At 50.7% G+C, this 19,324-nt stretch carries 16 protein-coding genes; 12 read left to right on the top strand and 4 right to left on the bottom strand.

The features are described 5' to 3' along the window. The first annotated feature begins 107 nt into the window (after positions 1-107). The 3 genes from CLV60_RS21315 to CLV60_RS21325 are packed head-to-tail and all read left to right on the top strand — an operon-like array spanning position 108 to position 3,748. On the top strand, positions 108-1,430 hold the full coding sequence (locus CLV60_RS21315; protein ID WP_106597395.1) for a M16 family metallopeptidase: 1,323 nt from the start codon (positions 108-110) through the stop codon (positions 1,428-1,430). Between the two features lie 23 nt (positions 1,431-1,453). Beyond that, on the top strand, positions 1,454-2,830 hold the full coding sequence (locus CLV60_RS21320; RefSeq protein WP_106597396.1) for a M16 family metallopeptidase: 1,377 nt from the start codon (positions 1,454-1,456) through the stop codon (positions 2,828-2,830). A gap of 60 nt (positions 2,831-2,890) precedes the next feature. Beyond that, a complete protein-coding gene (locus tag CLV60_RS21325; RefSeq protein WP_106597458.1) occupies positions 2,891-3,748 on the top strand; it encodes a sugar phosphate isomerase/epimerase family protein in 858 nt (285 codons plus the stop codon). A 108-nt stretch (positions 3,749-3,856) separates the two neighbouring features. Here the strand turns inward: CLV60_RS21325 and CLV60_RS21330 are convergent, their stop codons facing one another. From CLV60_RS21330 to CLV60_RS21345, 4 genes are all read right to left on the bottom strand, one after another. After that, positions 3,857-5,752 (bottom strand): RagB/SusD family nutrient uptake outer membrane protein, encoded by a 1,896-nt coding sequence (locus tag CLV60_RS21330; RefSeq protein WP_106597397.1) that lies wholly within the window; start codon positions 5,750-5,752, stop codon positions 3,857-3,859. 15 nt (positions 5,753-5,767) lie between these two features. Further along, positions 5,768-9,265, bottom strand: a complete 3,498-nt coding sequence (locus CLV60_RS21335) for a TonB-dependent receptor (protein WP_229211075.1) — start codon at positions 9,263-9,265, stop codon at positions 5,768-5,770. Positions 9,266-9,430: 165 nt separating this feature from the next. Further along, positions 9,431-10,570: a FecR family protein gene (locus CLV60_RS21340; protein WP_106597399.1), complete on the bottom strand. Its 1,140-nt coding sequence runs from the start codon at positions 10,568-10,570 to the stop codon at positions 9,431-9,433. A 93-nt stretch (positions 10,571-10,663) separates the two neighbouring features. Then, positions 10,664-11,251: an RNA polymerase sigma factor gene (locus tag CLV60_RS21345; RefSeq protein WP_106597400.1), complete on the bottom strand. Its 588-nt coding sequence runs from the start codon at positions 11,249-11,251 to the stop codon at positions 10,664-10,666. Positions 11,252-11,455: 204 nt separating this feature from the next. Between CLV60_RS21345 and CLV60_RS21355 the strand changes: the two genes are divergently transcribed. The 9 genes from CLV60_RS21355 to CLV60_RS21395 all read left to right on the top strand — a co-directional run bounded on the left by CLV60_RS21355 (position 11,456) and on the right by CLV60_RS21395 (position 19,323). After that, the gene (locus tag CLV60_RS21355) at positions 11,456-12,412 is read left to right on the top strand and encodes an isopenicillin N synthase family dioxygenase (RefSeq protein WP_106597402.1); all 957 of its coding nucleotides are present in this window, start codon (positions 11,456-11,458) and stop codon (positions 12,410-12,412) included. A 57-nt stretch (positions 12,413-12,469) separates the two neighbouring features. Then, positions 12,470-13,612 (top strand): chromate efflux transporter, encoded by a 1,143-nt coding sequence (chrA, locus tag CLV60_RS21360; RefSeq protein WP_106597459.1) that lies wholly within the window; start codon positions 12,470-12,472, stop codon positions 13,610-13,612. 75 nt (positions 13,613-13,687) lie between these two features. After that, positions 13,688-13,942, top strand: a complete 255-nt coding sequence (locus CLV60_RS21365) for a UPF0175 family protein (protein WP_106597403.1) — start codon at positions 13,688-13,690, stop codon at positions 13,940-13,942. Positions 13,943-13,964: 22 nt separating this feature from the next. After that, positions 13,965-14,408 carry a PIN domain-containing protein gene (locus CLV60_RS21370; RefSeq protein ID WP_510185974.1) on the top strand — a complete coding sequence of 148 codons (444 nt, stop codon included), beginning with the start codon at positions 13,965-13,967 and terminating at the stop codon, positions 14,406-14,408. A 27-nt stretch (positions 14,409-14,435) separates the two neighbouring features. Further along, on the top strand, positions 14,436-17,417 hold the full coding sequence (locus CLV60_RS21375; RefSeq protein WP_106597405.1) for a serine hydrolase domain-containing protein: 2,982 nt from the start codon (positions 14,436-14,438) through the stop codon (positions 17,415-17,417). 65 nt (positions 17,418-17,482) lie between these two features. Further along, the gene (locus tag CLV60_RS21380) at positions 17,483-17,803 is read left to right on the top strand and encodes a DciA family protein (RefSeq protein WP_106597406.1); all 321 of its coding nucleotides are present in this window, start codon (positions 17,483-17,485) and stop codon (positions 17,801-17,803) included. 64 nt (positions 17,804-17,867) lie between these two features. Further along, positions 17,868-18,086 carry a DUF2683 family protein gene (locus CLV60_RS21385; RefSeq protein WP_106597407.1) on the top strand — a complete coding sequence of 73 codons (219 nt, stop codon included), beginning with the start codon at positions 17,868-17,870 and terminating at the stop codon, positions 18,084-18,086. A gap of 88 nt (positions 18,087-18,174) precedes the next feature. Next, positions 18,175-18,333, top strand: a complete 159-nt coding sequence (locus tag CLV60_RS34930) for a Txe/YoeB family addiction module toxin (protein ID WP_211302265.1) — start codon at positions 18,175-18,177, stop codon at positions 18,331-18,333. 57 nt (positions 18,334-18,390) lie between these two features. Further along, the gene (locus CLV60_RS21395) at positions 18,391-19,323 is read left to right on the top strand and encodes a S66 peptidase family protein (RefSeq protein WP_106597408.1); all 933 of its coding nucleotides are present in this window, start codon (positions 18,391-18,393) and stop codon (positions 19,321-19,323) included. The last annotated feature ends 1 nt before the right edge of the window (position 19,324 follow it).

Here is a 19,324-nt window from a genome sequence, read left to right on the forward strand (position 1 = left end):
CAGAAATAATCCCGCCTGCTAACCTGTTTGGGTTTATCATCCCATCAAATCTCGACCCGAAGGGCATTTTTCATTATCATTACACATTCATTAACAATCCTCGCTTCATGAAGCTCAGAAAACTCCTATTCGCTGCGGCCGCGCTTACGGGCCTCGGCGTCGCGCATGCGCAAACCAGGCCGGAGGATGTGAAAAGTTTCACGCTCGCCAACGGCATGAAATTCCTCGTCCTGGAAGACCATTCCATCCCCACCGCCAACATGTACCTTTTCTGGAAGGTCGGCTCGCGGAACGAAGTCCACGGCATTACCGGTCTCTCCCATTTCTTCGAACACATGATGTTCAACGGTTCCAAAAACTACGGCCCGAAGCAGTTCGACCGCGTGATGGAAGCCAACGGCGGTTCCAACAATGCGTACACGACCGAAAACGTGACGGTCTACACCGACTGGTTCCAGAAAGACGCATTGGAAACGATATTCAAACTCGAATCCGACCGCATCGGCCACCTCACCATCGACCCTAAAATGGTGGAGAGTGAACGCGGCGTGGTGCTTTCCGAACGCAGTACCGGGCTGGAAAACAGCAATTACCAGCTCATAGGCGAGCAAGTACAGTCCGTCGCATTCCAGGAGCATCCCTATATGTTCCCGGTGATTGGTTTTGAATCCGACATTAAAAGCTGGACGCAGTCGGACCTGGAAAACTATTTCAAAACTTACTATTCGCCCAACAATGCGACTGTTGTGATAGTGGGAGACATAAAGTTTGATGAAGTAAAAAAACTGGCAGACCAATACATGGCGCCGCTTCCCGCGCGGGGCCTGCCGCCGAAGATCCGCACCGTGGAGCCGCAGCAGAATGGCGAACGCCGCGTGACTACTTACAAGGATATTACCACGCCGAATTTGCTCCTCGCTTACCACGTCCCGGAAACCGCCCATGCCGATTACTACGCGCTGGATTTATTCAGCAGCCTGCTCAGCTCGGGCAATTCATCCCGGCTGGTGAAATCGCTGGTGATGGATACGACCATCGCTTCCAGTGTATCCACCGGGCTCGATAATGGCTTCGACCCTACCTTGTTCGCCGTTTTTGCCGTGGCGGGAGATAATGTTTCAGCTGCAGACCTCGAAAAAGCCATTGAAAAACAGATTGATATGATCATTCAGAATGGCGTCACCGAATCTGAATTGCAGAAGGTAAAAAACCAGAAGCTGATGGAACTCTATCACACGCTCGAAACCATCAACGGAAAAGCCAACAGCCTCGGGACTTATGAGGTGTTTTTTGGTGACTATAAAAAGATGTTCGAAGCTCCCGAGAACTACAAGAAGGTCACCGTGGACGACATCAAACGCGTTGCAGCGCAGTACTTCACGGAGCGCAACCGCACGGTAGGATACCTGCTTCCTGAAAAATCGAAATAACAGCCATTCAAATTCAAATTGGAATGAAAAATATCATCCTTTTGGTACTCGCGCTGTGCGCATTCGCGGCCAAGGCGCAGAATAATTTCAAAGTACCTCCTTACGAGACATTCAAACTTAAAAACGGGCTGACGGTTTATCTCATGGAGCAGCATGAGGTACCGTTGATCAACGTCTCGGCCGTATTCGACGCCGGTGCAATCAACGACGGCCAAAATTATGGCCTCGCCAGTCTGACGGCCGACGCATTACTTTTCGGAACGCAGAAATACACGAAAGCGCAAATCGAGGAAATGACCGATTATGTCGGCGCAAGCCTATCTACCTATGCCTCGAAAGACAATGCGGGCCTCGCTGCATCATTCGCAGTAAAAGACCAGGAGAAGCTTTTTGAGCTGATCCAGCAAGTGCTTATCCATCCGGTTTTCGATGCGACCGAATTTGATAAACACAAACAGCGGACATTGCTCGAACTCGCCCAGGCGAAAGAAAGCCCGCGTTCGGTAATGGGCAACTATTACAATGCATTCCTGTTCGGTAACTTTCCTTATGCTACGCCTACAACGGGCAGTAAATCTACGGTGGAGAAAATCGATGTGGCGGCCGTGAAGGCATTTTACCAAAGTAATTACACTACTGGAAAAGGAGCTATTTCGATCGTCGGTGATTTTAAGGCCGCGGATATGAAGAAAAAAGTGACCGCATTGTTCGGCGATTGGAAAACAGCGCCTGCCAGAATGGTGAAACGCGTGGCGCCCAATCTGGAATTTGATAAAGCCCGCGTGCTGCTCGTGAACAAGGACGACGCCCGCGAAACCACATTCATGATCGGCGGCAAGGGTATCGATTACAATTCGCCGGATTACGTACCGGTAGTCGTGATCAACACCATTCTCGGCGGCCGGTTTACATCGTGGCTGAATGACGCATTGCGCGTAAACTCAGGCCTGACGTATGGTGCAGGAAGCCGTTTTACCCGCTACAAATATGCAGGCACATTCGGGATCAGCACATTTACCAAAAACTCGACCACCATTCCGGCAATCGATATGGCGCTGAGCGTGCTGGACAGCCTTCACAAACACGGCATTAATGAAGAAATCCTCGCATCCGCGAAGGCGTATGTGAAGGGCGATTTCCCGCCGGATTACGAATCTGCCGGCGCATTGGCGAGGCTGTTGACGGATATGTTCACCTACAATTTTGACGAAAGTCTGATCAATACGTTCCAATCCAAAGTGGACGGGTTGACTATCGCGCAGGCAAAGAACATCATCGCGACCTATTTCCCGAAAGACAAGCTGCAATTCGTACTCGTGGGCAAGGCCTCGGAGATCAGGGAGCAGGTAAAAAAATACGGCGAGCTGAGCGAAAAGCAGATCAAGGCCGACGGGTTTTAGTATATCAATCACAGTATTACCTTTTGGCAATACCTATCTAAAACTATCAACGAAATGACGATGAAAAAACTAATCGGTCTGGGCTGTCTGGCGGCTGCATTGCTGGGCGGGAGTGACCTTTTTGCGCAAGGTAAGCCGGTTTACACGGCGCCGATCGGCTTGCAGGCTTATACTTTCCGCGGCAGCTGGGGCAAGGGCATCGAAGCGACGCTCGATACCATCAAATCCCTGGGCGTTACTGAAATGGAAGGCGGCCCGATCGCCGGCATGACCACCGAGGAGCTCCGCAAGCAGCTCGACAAACGCGGTATCGCCATGCGTTCCATCGGTGCCGACTACAAAAAGCTCAGCGAAAGCACCGCGCAGACTATTAAAGATGCCAAAATCCTCGGCGCGAAATACGTGATGGTGGCCTGGATTCCTCACGAAAAAGGCAATTTCAACCTCGAAACCGCGAAAAAAGCAGTAGCCGATTTCAACAAAGCCGGAAAAGAACTGAAAGCGGCCGGTATTTCGCTTACCTACCATAACCACGGCTACGAGTTCGTGCCTTACGAGGATGGTACGTTGTTCGACTACATTGTCAAAAACACGAATCCCGAATACGTCAATTTCGAAATGGACGTTCTCTGGACTGCATTTCCGGGACAAGATCCGGCAAAACTTCTTTTAAAATACCCGACAAGATGGAAGCTGATGCACCTCAAAGACTTGAAGAAAGGGGTGAAAGGCGATCTCTCCGGTGGCACACCCACCACCAACGACGTGGCACTGGGAACCGGCCAGATCGATATTGCCGCGACTCTAAAAGCCGCGAAGAAAGTAGGGATCAAGCATTACTTTATCGAGGATGAGAGCCCTTCGTATTTGAAGCAGATTCCTGTGACGATTGCTTATATTAAGAGTGTTAAAGAATAGCCAAACAGCACCCGGCTAAACCTGACCAAACCTGACAACACCTGACCATTAATGACTTCGTCGTCATTTGTAGTCAGGTGTTGTCATTTTTAGTCAGTTTGTTTCAGGTTACCAACCTGGATTTTGCCGTAACGTCGGCGTGCGCTGCAACTCGTCCTGCATAATCGGGAAGAGGTAATGCCTCGGCGTTACGAAAACCCGGCTTTCCACGAAATAGCGCTGCATCCGGTATTTTTTGCCGTCTACTTCAATCTTGCCGTTCGGGTCTTCAACGGGTTTCATACCATTGATCATCCGCTGCGTTTTCGGATAAGGCCAGTAGCCTTGCGAACGCTGCTCGTTGGTCGCGCCCGCGCTTTGCCACGCCTGCTCACGCGCGAGCTCTTTTTGCGAACTCGCTTCCAGATACAGTCGCGATGACCAGATCCGGTTGTTTTCGTAGAATAGCTCTACCCTTCTTTCGCGTTTGATATACTCGTCCATTAACGATTTACTGGTTTGCGCCTCGGTCGGGATCGGTGCCATGAATGAGCGCTTTCTTACGTCGTTCAGCATTTGGTAAATCTCCGCATTAGGGCCGGCCGATTCATTAACGGCCTCTGCATAAATGTAAATGAACTCCGGCAAGCGCCACACCGGCGGGCCGCTGATCGCAAAGCTCTTGTCGCGGTTCCATGATTCGCGCAGGATTTTACGCAAAAAATAACCTGTTGTAGAAGAATTGGAAGCACCGATCTTGTCTGCACCGGTGGCGGTATTGATCAACTTTCCTTTAAATGTAGAACCGTGATACACGATGTCGCGATAAAAACGTGGGTCTCGTTTCACGCTTTCGTAAGGGTTACCATCGTCATATCCATCGGTTTTGGCGCGGGTGCCGTATACCGGATAACCGAAACCATTCGGCGCAATGTATTCATATTCATCCACCTGCTCCTGAACCGGCATCTGACGGGAACTTCCACCCCAGCTTGGCGGGTAAATATCGCCCTGCCAGTTGTTGTCCTTGTCGCGGGTGACGAAGAAAACGGCCTCGTTCTGGAAAGCCTGCATGTCATGGTACAAGTCCCAAAGCCGCGCGGGCACTTTGGAATTATTGTTATTGTTCCCCGCATCGTCGCGAAAGTCGGACGCGTCGTGCCCCTGGTAGAGACTGTACCGCTGCCGACCATCCACCTTAAAATCAATGACCGCCTTGGCTGCTTCCTTGGCTTTCACCCAGCGATCGACATTGTAGGCATATTCCGCGGCAAACTGGCGCGTGTCATTCGGGAAAGTACCGCCGTTCCACATCGGGGTGGCAGCCATCCAGGAAATCATCGCTTTCAGGCCCAGGCAGGCACCTTTATCCACCCGGCCAAAGTCCGCACCGCCCCAGCTGCCCGGAACCAATGCAAATGCCGAATCGCAATCCTGTTTGATTTTTGCCGCAATAGCATGGAAAGATTCCTGTTTGAAATCCATTGCGTCGGTGGGCTGGATAGTGTGGGTAACATACACCACCTCCCCGTACATGCGCGCGGCCAGGTAATGGAAGTAGGCGCGCATGAAGTAGGTTTCGCCCAGGCGCTTGTCGAGGTCGCCGGCTTGCAGCGGGTTATCGGGTGTGTTGTATTTCCTTACCCCTTCCAAAATCACATTGGCCTTGCGAATGCGGGCATACAGATCCCACCAGTACTGTCCGCGGCTACTGCGGTCGGGCATGGCGTTCGGGTTCCAGTCTCCGGTATTGAACTTGTTCGTAAGGCTTCCCTCCGCCGTCGAACCCTCCGCCTCGTCGGTTACAGGCGCAGATGAAAAGTGCGAGAAAAAGACCAGCGGGCTATTCGAACCTTTGGCGTTATCGTACAGGTCGGTAACCAACTGGTTCATTTTATTGTACCGGGTAAAAACCTGCTCGGCGTCTACCTGATCGTCGGGTTTGCGATCGAGGAAGTCCTGCTGGCAGCCCGACAATACGACCAGGCCGAATGCGATACTCGTAAATATTTTTGTGGTATTCATAAAAGTCAGGTTAAATCAGAATGAAATGTCGACGCCAAAATTCACCACCTTCTGGATCGGGTACCAGTCGCCTGAACCCTCGCGGGTCTCGGGGTCCATATCCACATCTTTGAGCCCGTCCCAGGTGAGCAGGTTCATGCCCTGCACGTAAATGCGGAAGTTGTCGATACCGATCTTTTTGATCGCCGTTTTCGGCAGATTGTAGCCTACCTCCACTGTTTTCAAACGGATGTATTTCGAATTATACAAAAACAGGCTGCTGCTATTATTCTTGTTGTTGCTGTGATCGCCGAAATGCAGCGCCGGGTAGGTAGCGGTAGCGGCGGTCTCTGGTGTCCAGCGTTTGAGGTGCATCGGTTTCACCTTACCATATTTATCCTGGGCAAAAAGCGGGAAGTCGTAAACCGCCGCGCCGGAAAGTTGCACGGATGCCCGCGACGCTCCCTGGAACAATGCGCTGAAATCGAAATTCTTGAAGCGCCCTCCCACCGGCAAGCCGAACATCAGCTCCGGGTTACGCGGGTTGCCTACGGCTGTGCGGTCGCCCAGATCGTCGATTTTGCCATCGTTGTTCAAATCCTTGTACACCACATCCCCCGGCCGCAATGTACCGAACGACTGGAACCCGCTGCCGTTGTTCATCGCATTCAGCTGATTGGCCTCTTCCTGGTTCGCCACGAAACGGTCGAAAAGGTAGTCAAAATGCTCGTCGATGCGCTTGCCAGTGTTAGCCCTGCCGGGTGAGGCATAAGGAATCTCATTCATGAAAATGATCTTGTTACGGGCAAAAGTCATATTCGGACGAACAAAATAGGTAAAGTCTTTGCCAATACTGCCCGTCCAACCGATCTCGAAATCGAAACCTTTGTTATTCACAATACCCGAGTTCAGGAACGGCGCGTCTTTGCCGACGATATCGGGGAAGCCCAGCTTGTTACCGCCACCCATGTTGGTGATAATGTCGTAGCGGTGCTCGCGGAACAGATCGAGGGTCAATGTGAGACGTTTCAGGAATGTCGCGTCGATACCGATATTGGTTTTGCGCGCTTTTTCCCAGGTCAGGTTCGGATTCGCCAGGTCACCTTCCGACAGGAAACCGCCGGCACCCGATCCGAAGTTATCCGTACCAAAATTGTAATCGCCATCGCGCCGTCCGAAATATTGCAGGTAAATGAAGCGCTTGTCGTCGGGGATCTTGTCGCTTCCCACCAAACCGAACGAGCCGCGGATTTTCAGGTTGTTCAGCCAGTTTTGGGTATTGGTCATGAAACGCTCTTTGGTAAGCACCCAGCCAGCCGCTACCGATGGGAAGAAACCGTAGCGCTTGCCCTTCGCAAAGTTTTCCGATCCGTTATAAGCAGCGTTCACTTCCAGCAAATAGCGGTCGTCGTACCCGTAGGTAGCGCGGGCGGTCACGCCCTGGTAACTGAACGGCACCTGGTTGTTGATAACTCGCTTCGACCGGTTGAAAAGTACCATTCCCGTTACATCATGCAGCCCGAAGTTGCGCATGTAATCGAGCTTGGCCTGAAAATAGGCACGGCTTTCATTGTTATTGTTGTTATACCCATTCCCGATCGTCTGATCGATATTGTACTTGTTCCCGGATTTGTACGCGCCGGTGTAATGCCCGGGTGTACGGTAAATGTCGCTTCCGGCAGTCGGTACAAACGTCGCATAGCCCGGATATTCGCGATAACCCTCCGAATAGGTGCCCACCTTGCGGTCGATCCAGCCACCGTCGTTGGCGTCGTAGGAGAACATCCCTTCTATGGCCAGACCTTTGGTGATGAAATTCAGCTTGTGGCCCAGCGAGAATGAACCATTGAGATAGGTATTCTTCTCATTCAAAAAACCGGTACGGCTCAGTTCACCCAGGATGTTAAAACGGTAAATCTGGTCGCCATACAGCATTCCGAGCGGGTTATTGGCCTGGAAAACCTTGTTTGCGGGATCATCATTCTGTTCCACAACGATCGGCAGGTACGAAGGCTGGGTATTGGCCAGCTCTACAATCCGGGCGGCAGTTGTTCCCGGCGCATTGCGGTCGGTAATGCGGGCCCCGAGGTCAAGTTTAGCGTAAAAATTGTCCGTGATGTCGATATCAATGTTCGACCTGAAGTTATAACGCTTGAAAACCGCCTGGGTATTGTTAGCTGTCAGATCGGTATGGCGGTAGTTACCATCCTGCTGGAAGTAGTTGGCCAGGACGAAATACCTGGCCCTCAACGATCCACCGCTAATAGATAAACTGTAATCATGCTGCACACCCGGCTTGAATGCATAATCGAAATAATTCCAATTATAGCCCAGCCCGTCGGAGTTATCCCCTTTTGCCTTGCGGAAATCGGCAATGGCCTGATCCGAGAACAGGTTCAGTGTCGCCGGGTCGGCATCCGGGTTGTCGTTTCTTCTTGCTTCGTTATAAAGCATCGCATAGTCCGCCGAGCCAAGGTAGGTCGGGAATTTCACAGGGTTATTCACCCCTACCGAAGCCTTGAAGTTCACAGTAGCCTTATCCTGTACTTTTCCGCGCCGGGTGGTGATCAGGATTACCCCGTTGGCACCGCGCACACCATAAGGCGCCGTGGCCGAAGCGTCTTTTAAAATCGTAAATGTCTCGATCTCCGAAGGTGCCAGGTAATCCATGCTCCGTTCGAGACCGTCGATGATCACGATCGGCGCTTTGTTTCCGTAAGTAGCGGTTCCGCGGATAAAAATATCGCTGCGGTCCACGCCCGGTTCGCCACCGCTGAACTGGTTCGCAAATAATCCGGGTAACCTTCCCGCTAATGCATTGGTAATGCTGGCTGTCGGGCTTTGCTTCAAATCCTCTGTGGTAATGGTCGCGATAGAACCCGTGATAGTCGCTTTGCGCTGCGCGCCGTAACCTACGATCACGATCTCTTCCAATCCATTCAAATCCTCTTCCAGCTGGATGCTGAGCGTCGTTTGAGCTCCCACGGTCTGCTCTTTTTTCAGATAACCAATAAAAGAGACCACCAGGATATCGCCGGCCTCCGCTTCTACCGTAAACTTCCCGTTCACATCGGCTGAGGTACCTTTGTCGGTGCCTTTCACGATTACCGTGGCTCCTGGCAGCGGATTCCCCTTCGCATCGGCGACGGTACCGGTAATTTCCCGGATAACCGTCTCGGGCATTACCGGCATCTTAATGCCCGGCACGGGGCCCGCCCCGTCGTTCTCTTCCTTTTTGTAGATCGCGATTTGCTTACCTATTACCTTATACGTCAGGTCTGTTCCTTTGAGCGCAGCGTTCAGGATCGCCGGCACGGTTTCGTTTTTCAGGTTGAGGTTAATATTGATGCCCTGTTTTTCCGAAAGAAGGTCATTCCTGTAAAGTATTCGATAGCTGGTTTGTTCCTGAATTTGCCTGAACAGCGTTTCCAGATTTCCGTTCCGGATTTTGACATCCATCCTGCTTTTCTGGGAATACCCCGTTGCATGCACGCTCATCATCCCGATCCATAACAGCATAACTGTCAGTTTCATGATTCTCAGCAGTTTTGATGGGTGCAATTCTCCCAAAGGGCAATACCCTTTCTGATCAAATTTTTTCATAAATTTGATTCGACTTTTGTTAATACAATGGTTTAAGGATCACTTGCTTGCCGGCAAGTGTGAAGATTCGGGAAACGTTGCCGCGTTTCCCGTTTTTTATGGTTTGATAGTGCTTTCCTCCAATACGTACCTCCTTTCGTTAGGTTGTTGTTTGTAATTGAGCCCTGTGGTTACCGAGAGCCCTTTCAATACATCGCGGACGTCTTCTTGCAGATACAGCGATCCGTCAAATGTGACGCCAGCGAGCTTCGGTTGTTTTAGTTCAATTTCTACCCGGTAATACCTTGCTACCTTTCTCAAAATCTCGGCCAGGGGCGCGGTGTTCAGCCATAGGGAGCCATCCTTCCACGACACATACTCACGCACATCTACCTGTTGTGTCTGTAATGTAGCCCGCCCCTGGTCGAAAACAGCCCGCGTGCCCGGCGTGATTTTCGTTTTCTTGGAGCCGAACAATGCCTGCCGCTGTGTCGTAAGCTCTACGCTGCCCTTGGTGAGCACTGTGGCCGTGTAAGGGTCGTCGTCATAGGCACTTACGTCAAACTCTGTCCCCAGTACTTTCACTTCCATGTCTTTGGTATGCACGTAAAAAGGCGCATCCGCCGCGTGAGTGACCGAAAAGTACGCCTGCCCTTCGAGGTACACCTCGCGCTGGCCTTTATTGAAATGCGACGGATAAACCAGCTTTGAGCCGGAGTTCAGCCAAATACGCGTCCCGTCGGAAAGCGTCAGCACCGACCGCTTGCCGTAGGGCACAATCAATGTATTAAACTGCTGATCCCCGGCCACCTGCTGGCCTATTGTCGATGAAGAGTCAACCTGAATAAGTGCGCCGTTCTCTTTGTAAACCACACTGGAATTTTCTTTTCGCAGGCTCACTGATCGTTTGTCGGCCAGGATGAGCTGAGTTTCGTCCGCGGAAACCTTTGAGTTTGCAGCTACATTTTGCATTACACGTGCCGAATCCTCGTAAAAAACGAGGTAGCCCACGCCGGCCAGCAACAACAGCGTCACCGAAGCCGCCGCAGCAATCCAGAACGTATTGAATGATCTTTGTTTCCTCTGGGAGATCGTTTCACCTACCTGGTTCCAGAGTGCATCCTTTTCATCGGGAGAAAAGGTTTCGTTACGGAGGGTTTTGAACAGCAACTTCGCCCGTTCGCCGGCTACTCTTTCCTCTTCGGTCAGATGCTCGGGATCCGGGATCGGTTCCTGTTTGTTAATCTTTCTTTTCATGGAAGCGCGCTTGTTTAAACTACAAGAGCGCGGTTAGTGATAGATATAGACTTCTGAAAGGAATTATTTTAACAAAAAACAGAAAATATTTTCTTAACAACACATTATCAACAAGATAGCTCCAAATTCAAGTTTTCCTCGCAGCTGTTTGAGAGCCCGGTATACGAAAGTGCGGCAGGTAGGGACGGAAATCTGCATGATCGCGGCGATTTCGTCATAATCGAGGTCCTGGTGGTAACGCAGATACAATATCTCCCGCTGGCGGTCGGGAAGCAAGTTGATCTCGGCGGCAAGGTGTTGCAGCGTTTCCAGCTCCTTTTCGCTGAGAATCAGTTCTTCTTCAATACTGAAACTGAATGTGTTGATCGCCAGTGAATCTTCGGTATCCCAACGGTCAAATCGCAGCATCGACGATTTCCGGTGCGCCAGATGCAGCTTCCGGCGAAGTGATTTGAGGAGGTAGAATTTCACAATGGCATCCCGGGCCAGGTTTTTCCGGTAGCCGTGCAAATCGATGAACAAATCGTGAATACAATCTTTCAGAAGGTCCCGGTCGGTGCTATACCGCATGCCAAATGCGTACAGCACGTCGGCGTACTGGTCGTAAAGGTCGCTAAACGCATCGGAATCGCCGGAAATGAAGCGTAGCCAGGTATCATGATCCGGGTTTGAATGTGTCATAGCGCAAAGGTCAATGCATATTTTCCCCAAAGCCTTTCTTGGAAATGGTTTTCCAAACGGGGGATTAAATTTAATGAGTATCTATGAAAGTTATCAAATATCTCCTGTTTCTTCTTCCTATTTTGATACCGCGCTATTTGGTATGACCTGCATGCTTGCCAAGTGCGCAGATACTTTTTACTTTGCATCAAAAAAGCAATCAACATGGAACCAGCACTATTGAATGAAGTCCCGTCGCTCGATTTGGCCGATTTTACATCGGGGGATGCCCAGCGGAAGGAGCAGTTCGTTAAGGACCTCGGCGCGGCATTTACCAACATTGGTTTTGTAGCCATTAAAAACCACGGGTTAAGCGATGCACTGCGCAATGATCTTTACGAAAACGTAAAGCAATTCTTTTCGCAGCCGGACGACGTCAAGAAAAAGTACGAGTTCCCCGAGTTGTTCGGACAACGTGGTTATATCGGCAAAGGCAAAGAAACCGCAAAAGGTTTCAAAGTCGCCGATTTGAAGGAGTTTTACCATGTAGGCCAGCCCGAGCCCGTTGGGCAGATGCCCTCGAATATCTTTCCGGAGGAGTTTCCCGATTTCAAGAAATATACGCTCGAAGTTTACCATACTTTCGAAAACACAGGCAAAACGCTGCTGCGCGCCATTGCCATCTACCTCGACCTTCCCGAGGATTACTTTGAGGACAAGGTTAAAAACGGCGACAGCCTGCTCCGTGCATTGCATTATTTCCCTATTCCCAACCCAGAACTGGTGCCGGAAGGCGCCGTAAGGGCGGCGGCTCACGGGGATATCAACCTCATTACATTATTAATGGGCGCCAGTGCCGAAGGCCTCGAAGTGCTGCGGCGTGACGGCGAATGGATCGCTATTACCGCATTACCCGACCAAATCGTCGTAAATGTGGGCGATATGCTCGACCGCCTGACGAACCATAAGCTCAAATCGACCATTCACCGCGTGGTGAATCCGCCACGGGAGAAAATGGGGACATCGCGCTATTCCATTCCGTTTTTTATGCACCCGCGTGCCGACATGGACCTGACCAGCCTCGAAAGCTGCGTTACTGCCGAGCAACCGAAGCTGTACACCGACATGACTGCGGGCGAGTTTCTCGATGAGCGTTTGCGGGAGCTAGGTTTGAAAAAATAAAAGTACCGCGGCTTGTCTTACCCACCCATCCGTCGATTTCGTTACATCATTTACCTGATGGACATCCTCCTGCTGTCGCTCACGGCATTCGGAGGACCGCAGGTACACCTGATGATGATGATCGAGCGGCTGGTACATAAGCGGCGATACGTTACCGAGGAGGAGTTACTTGAATTACAGGCGCTTTGCTCGATCCTGCCCGGCCCGAGTTCCACGCAGACGGTTACGGCAATAGGCCTCAAAATAGGCGGGCAACCGCTCGCCTACCTGACGTTGCTCGTATGGTCGCTGCCGGCGATGATCCTGATGACGCTTGCGGCAATCGGCATCCATTACCTGGAACGGAATGCGATTTCGCTGGACTTTACCCGGTTTGTGGGGCCAATGGCGGTCGCGTTCCTGATGTACGGCGCCTCTTCCATCGCCCGGAAGGTGATCCATAATACACAAGGCTGGACCCTTTTGGTCATCTCGACGATCCTTGCGTATATGTATCCGTCTCCGTATATGACGCCCGTGCTGATCGTATGCGGGGGTGTGGCAGCTTCACTCAATTTCAAGAAGCATGAAAAAATGGAGAAGGGCGAGATACGCATCAAATGGCGGCCCATTATCTTCTGGATTTCCGTGCTGATCACCGCCGCCATCATCGGTAAGATCACGAATTCATTGCCGGTAAGGCTTTTTGAGAACTTCTACCGGAACGGCAGTCTCGTTTTTGGTGGCGGGCAGGTGCTGATCCCTATTTTGTACAACGAATTTGTAGAGTTCAAGCACTACCTCACCGAACAGGAGTTCCTCGCGGGCATGGCACTCACGCAGGTTGTACCGGGGCCGGTATTCTCCATCGCCACGTTTGTCGGAAGTGTTTCACTCCAATCCAATGGTTGGTTTGGGCAGATTGTCGGCGGGTTTGTGGCAACCGCCGGGATCTTCCTGCCGGGCACTTTCTTCATCTTTTTTGCTTACCCTTTCTGGGACCAGCTGAAACGCTACCGCGGCATCCGCGCTTCCCTAGAAGGTATCCACGCCGCCAGCTGCGGCCTCACCATCGCCGCCGCGATCTCGCTCTTTCAGCCGATGACGACCAGCGTCCAATCCGTTGCAACCATTATCGTGACGCTGCTTGTCGTCGCATTCGGGAAAGTGCCCTCTTATTTGATCATTCTGGCGGGGTTGCTGCTGGGGTTGGTGTTTTGAAGGCGTTTTAGCCTGAGAACGGGAAAGGTTGTGTATATTTACTTATACTTCATTGCCGAACTTAACACGAAGGATATGCTTTTGGAACTCAATGATAAAGTTATCAGCAGCACAGGACTCACTGATGACGAACTAAGGATCGAGCTGGCCGTGCGTCTGTATGAAGATGGTAAAATTACGGTGGGACAAGGTGGCACCATGACCGGGCTGGGTAGCATTCGCTTCCAGCAGGAACTTGGAAAACGTAAAATTGCCTGGCACTACGATATAGAGGACTTCGAAGCAGATCTGGAAACGCTAAGAAAGCTTTCAAGTGATCGTAGTAAGTGACACTTCCGTTATCAGCGGACTTGTGCAATCGGGACATTTGCATGTTCTCCATGACCTTTATGAGAGAATAGTAATACCGAACCGAGTATATCTGGAATTGCAGGATTTAGATGTCGCATTCCGGAATAAGCTTGCATTAGACTGGATCGAAATCAGAGAAGTTTCAAGTGCTTCACTTTTGGACGAACTAACCGAACTTCTTGATCCGGGCGAGGCAGAAGCAATTGTGCTCGCGACAGAACTGCCCGCGGATTTACTTTTGATTGACGAAATAAAGGGCCGGGCCGTCGCTACGAAGATGGGATTATCTGTAATCGGGACTTTGGGTGCACTGGCAGAAGCAAAGAAGAAGAATTACATCACCGCCGTTAAGCCAGTGATTGATGTGTTAATAAACCAATGCGGGTTTTGGATCAAACCTAGCCTTGTTGAAAGAGTTTTAAAATCAGTAAATGAACAATATTAATACCAAGAATTAGCATTCCCAAATCCAATGACCAAACACCACCTAGCCCTATTTGCACTCCTTTTCCTCACAGCATTTACCAGTACAAAAGCCCAGATCAGTACTCCCCCGGGATTTTTGCAGAAAGACAGAACTAACGCGTCCCGGCAATGGGTCGATTCCGTTTTTGCGACGCTCACACCCGATGAGCGCATTGCACAATTGATTATGGTCGCGGCGGTGTCGGACACCAAACGGGCGTTGATCGATCCTAAGACCAGTAATCCGACGGCGGTGGAAAAGCTGATCCGCGAGAATAAAGTGGGCGGAGTAGTGTTTTTTCAGGGCGGACCCATGCCGCAGGCCCGGCTGACGAACTACTATCAATCCATTTCAAAAGTCCCGTTGCTGGTGGCGATGGATGCGGAATTCGGGCTGGCGATGCGGATCGACAGCACCGTTCGTTATCCGTATCAAATGACGTTGGGCGCCATTCAGGGCAATAATGAACTGATTTACCAAATGGGTGCGCAACTTGCGAAACAAGCGCGACGCCTTGGAATGCATATCAACTTCGCACCGGTGGCGGATGTTAATAACAACCCAAACAATCCGGTAATCAGCTTCCGATCGTTTGGGGAAAACAAATACAAAGTCGCGGAAAAAGCCGTAGCATACATGCGGGGCATGCAGGACAATGGCTTGCTCACCAGCGCGAAACACTTCCCCGGCCACGGAGATACGGGCACCGATTCCCATTACGACTTGCCGCTGATCTCCCATTCGACACAGCGGATCGATTCACTGGAACTATACCCCTTCCGGGCATTGATCGACAACGGATTGAGCGGCATGATGATCGCGCATTTGAGCATTCCGGCGCTGGACAAGACGCCCAACCTGCCTTCTACCCTCTCCAAACCGATTGTCAGTAAACTGCTTCGCGACGAGCTGGGGTTTGAAGGACTGATTTACTCTGACGCCATGAATATGAAGGGCGTAACCAAGTACTTCCCGGATGGCAAGGCAGATGCAATGGGCCTCGAAGCGGGCATGGACCTGCTGGAATTCACCGAAGACGTGAACAAATCCATCGCCGAGATCAAAAAGAGCATTGCCGAAGGTAAAATCACGCAGGCGGAGATCGATTACCGCTGCCGCAAGGTATTGGAAGCGAAAGCATGGGCAGGACTGAACCATTACAAACCGGTTGACCTCAATAACCTGTACGAAGACCTGAACCCCAAAGCAGCAGAGCTTACCAACCGGTTGCTTACTGAAAAAGCCCTCACAATACTGAAAAACGACAACAGCCTGCTGCCGCTGCGCGAGCTGGATACGCTTAAAATCGCTTCCATTTCGGTGGGAGCCGATACGGTTACTACATTCCAGAACACGTTGGGACTTTACACGACCATCGACCATTTCCAAATCCCCGCCAAAGCAACGGCTGAACAAATCGAAGCGGTACGCTCCAAATTGAATGCCTATAATCTGTTGCTTGTCGGCGTGCATTTGGGAAGCATTTCGCCTCGTACGAGTTATGGTCTTACCGAACCCATGAGCGCGGTTCTGCAAGAGCTGATCGCTAGTAAAAAAGCAGTGGTTTCCGTTTTCGGGAATCCATATGCTTTGAATAAAATGCCTAAAACCGATGATGCGAAAGCGTTGATCATGGCATACCAGCTTACACCTTACACACAGGATTTGTCTGCTCAATTAATATTCGGCGCTATTCCAGCCTTGGGCAAGCTGCCGGTGACCGTGAATGCGCAGTATCCTTACAATGCGGGTATCGAAACCCCGGCGCTGGGAAGATTGAAATATACCATTCCGGAAGAATTGGGGCTGGATTCGAAGGTGATTACTTCTAAAATCGATTCCATTGCCAATGCTGCCGTGACGCAAAAAGCGACACCCGGCTGCGTCGTACAGCTAGCGAAGGATGGCAAGGTGTTCTTCCGCAAAGCCTACGGCAAACATACTTACGAAGGTAACCATCCTGTAAAACTGACGGATTTATATGACCTGGCTTCGGTCACCAAAATTACCGCCTCCACGCTCGCATTGATGAGCCTTTGGGACGCGAAAAAGTTTGACCTGGATGCCACGATGAAGGATTATCTTCCCGATTTCGAAGGCTCCAACAAGGCCGACCTCCCATGGCGCCGCGTGCTCACGCATAGCGCACGTCTGAAAGCATTTATCGTGTTGTGGAAAGAGGCACAAAAGGCGGACGGCAGTTGGAAAAAGAAGACGTTCAGTACCAGGCAGTCCAAACGCTATCCTACTTCGGTCGTTGGCGATAGCTTGTTTATTTTCAAGAACTACGATAAAACGATTTTCAAATCGATCCGCGACTCTCCTTTGAATGAGAAAGAGGGCTACGTGTACAGCGACCTTTCATTCATTCTTTATCCTCAAATAGTAAAACGGTTGAGCGGAGAGAATTTTGAAGATTATATCAAAAACCACTACTACCACAAACTGGGAGCCAATACGCTTACTTTCAACCCGAAACGCTTTTACAAACTGGACGATATCGTACCTACCGAGCGCGACACATTCTTCCGTATGACGCAGCTGCACGGCCAGGTGCACGACGAGGCGGCGGCGATGCTGGGCGGACTAAGCGGTCATGCCGGGCTCTTCGGAACTTCTAATGATGTGATGAAAGTGTGGCAGATGTATTTGCAGGATGGCTACTACGGCGGCCAGCAGTTGCTGAGCAAAGATGCTCTGATCGAGTTCACACGTTACCAGTATCCGGAAGAAGGAAGCCGCCGCGGTATCGGGTTCGACAAGCCGACATTTAAATACACGGGTAATGCGCCAAGGTATGCGAGTCCGTCGAGTTTCGGACATACAGGCTACACGGGTATTATGACCTGGGCCGATCCGGCCTGGGGACTGAATTACGTCTTTTTATCGAACCGGGTGTACCCTACGCGGGAGAACAACAAGATCTCGACGATGAACATCCGTACGTCGATCATGGATGTGGTTTACGAGCAGCTTTTAAAAAAGTAACCCCGGTTACCCCACCGAACCCTGAACTTGCTACCTTTGTAATTCACACGAACGAGGCTATTATTATGTACTATCGGTTTGACAAGGAAAAAGCGTCCCGACGGCCCGGAATTACGCCGTTGAAGGAGGCTATCGATCAAATGCTCGATAGGTACAAGCTGCGTAACCGTTTCGACCAATCTTATGTGGTCGCACATTGGGACAAGATCATGGGTTCGGCCATCGCTACCCGTACCCAAAAAGTGTATATCAAAGACAACATTCTGTTCCTGCAAATCGAGTCCGCTCCGCTGCGCAACGAGCTTTTCCGCGCAAAAGGCAAGATCATCGAACTCATCAACCGCGAAATGGGGAGTGCGCTGGTACAGGATGTGATTTTTGTCTGACCCTTCCTGATTTCTTTCAACCGGAAAAATTTGTAATTTCAATTCTCAAAATCATTGAGAAACTATGACTACGTTGACCATCAAAACCGAAAAAGAAGAAGTTTTGAAAGCTGTGAGGGCGCTCTTACGGGATTTCAAGGTAGCATTTGAAGAGAAAGAAGAACAACCTTACGATCCCAAGTTTGTTGCGATGATCAAAGAGAGCGAACAGCAGGTAAAAGAAGGCAAAACAGTCAAATACGAAGCCGATACAAACCTATGGGATCTGGTAAATTCCAAATAGCATTTACCGAACAAGCAATCACACACTTATCATTCTGGCACAAATCCGGCAACAAGTCCATCATTAAGAAAATAGAACAGCTTATCGAATCTATCTCCAACACGCCGACGGAAGGACCGGGAAGCCTGAACTTTTGAAATATGAACTGGCCGGAAAATATTCCAGGAGGATTAGCCATGAACACCGTATTGTGTATGAGATTATTGACAAAAGGGTTTATATCCTTTCGCTGAAAGGTCATTACTAGTCGCTATTTTTGCTGCCCAAAACAAGCAATATCCGCAGCATTGCCTCATTTATCTGAATGAATCCAATCCAATTTCCTGCATTTTTGAAACCCGGCGACCGCGTCGGGGTTTTGGCTCCGGCCAGTATTGTGAAGTATGAAGACGTTGTTCCCGGCATCCGGTTGTTTACCGAGCAATGGGGCCTCGAAGTCGTTGAGGGGAAAACGCTGAGCACTTCATTTAATCAGTTTTCGGCTTCCGACGAAGACCGGCTGGCGGATATGCAGCAAATGCTCGACGATCCCTCCATTAAAGCCATTATCGCTGCCCGCGGCGGCTACGGCTGTTCCCGGATCGTGGATAACCTTAATTTTGATAAATTCCTCGAAAACCCGAAATGGATCGTCGGTTTCAGCGACCTGACGGCCTTTCTCGCGCGAACTTTCCAATTGGGCTACGCCAGCATTCATGCGCCAATGGCCAAAACGATTACGTGTGCCGGTGCAGAAGTGGCGGCTGAATCGCTGCGTCAAATGCTTTTCGGAGCATTACCAGGATATGAAATAGCCGCTCACCCATTAAACCGCGCAGGGCACGCGAGTGCACAAGTGGTAGGTGGAAACCTATGCCTGCTCGCGCATATGATCGGGTCAGAAACCGAGACGAATACGGATGGCAAGATCCTTTTTATTGAGGATATCAATGAGTATCTGTACAATCACGACCGAATGATGATCCAACTGAAACGGTCGGGCAAACTCGACAAGCTGGCCGGATTGGTCGTGGGCCAGTTTACAGATATGAAAGACAATAACAGTCCCACGTTCGGCAAAGATTCTTACGAAATTATCGCGGAGCATGTGGCTGGGTTCGACTATCCCGTCTGCTACGATTTCCCCGTGGGGCACGTAGGCGACAACCGTGCGATGGGTGTAGGCATGCAGGCGGCATTCAAGGTGTCGGAGCAGGCCGTAACGCTCCGCTTTCTATCAAATTCAACGGCTGTTTAGC

Source organism: Dyadobacter jiangsuensis, assembly GCF_003014695.1.
Taxonomy (GTDB): Bacteria; Bacteroidota; Bacteroidia; order Cytophagales; family Spirosomataceae; genus Dyadobacter; species Dyadobacter jiangsuensis.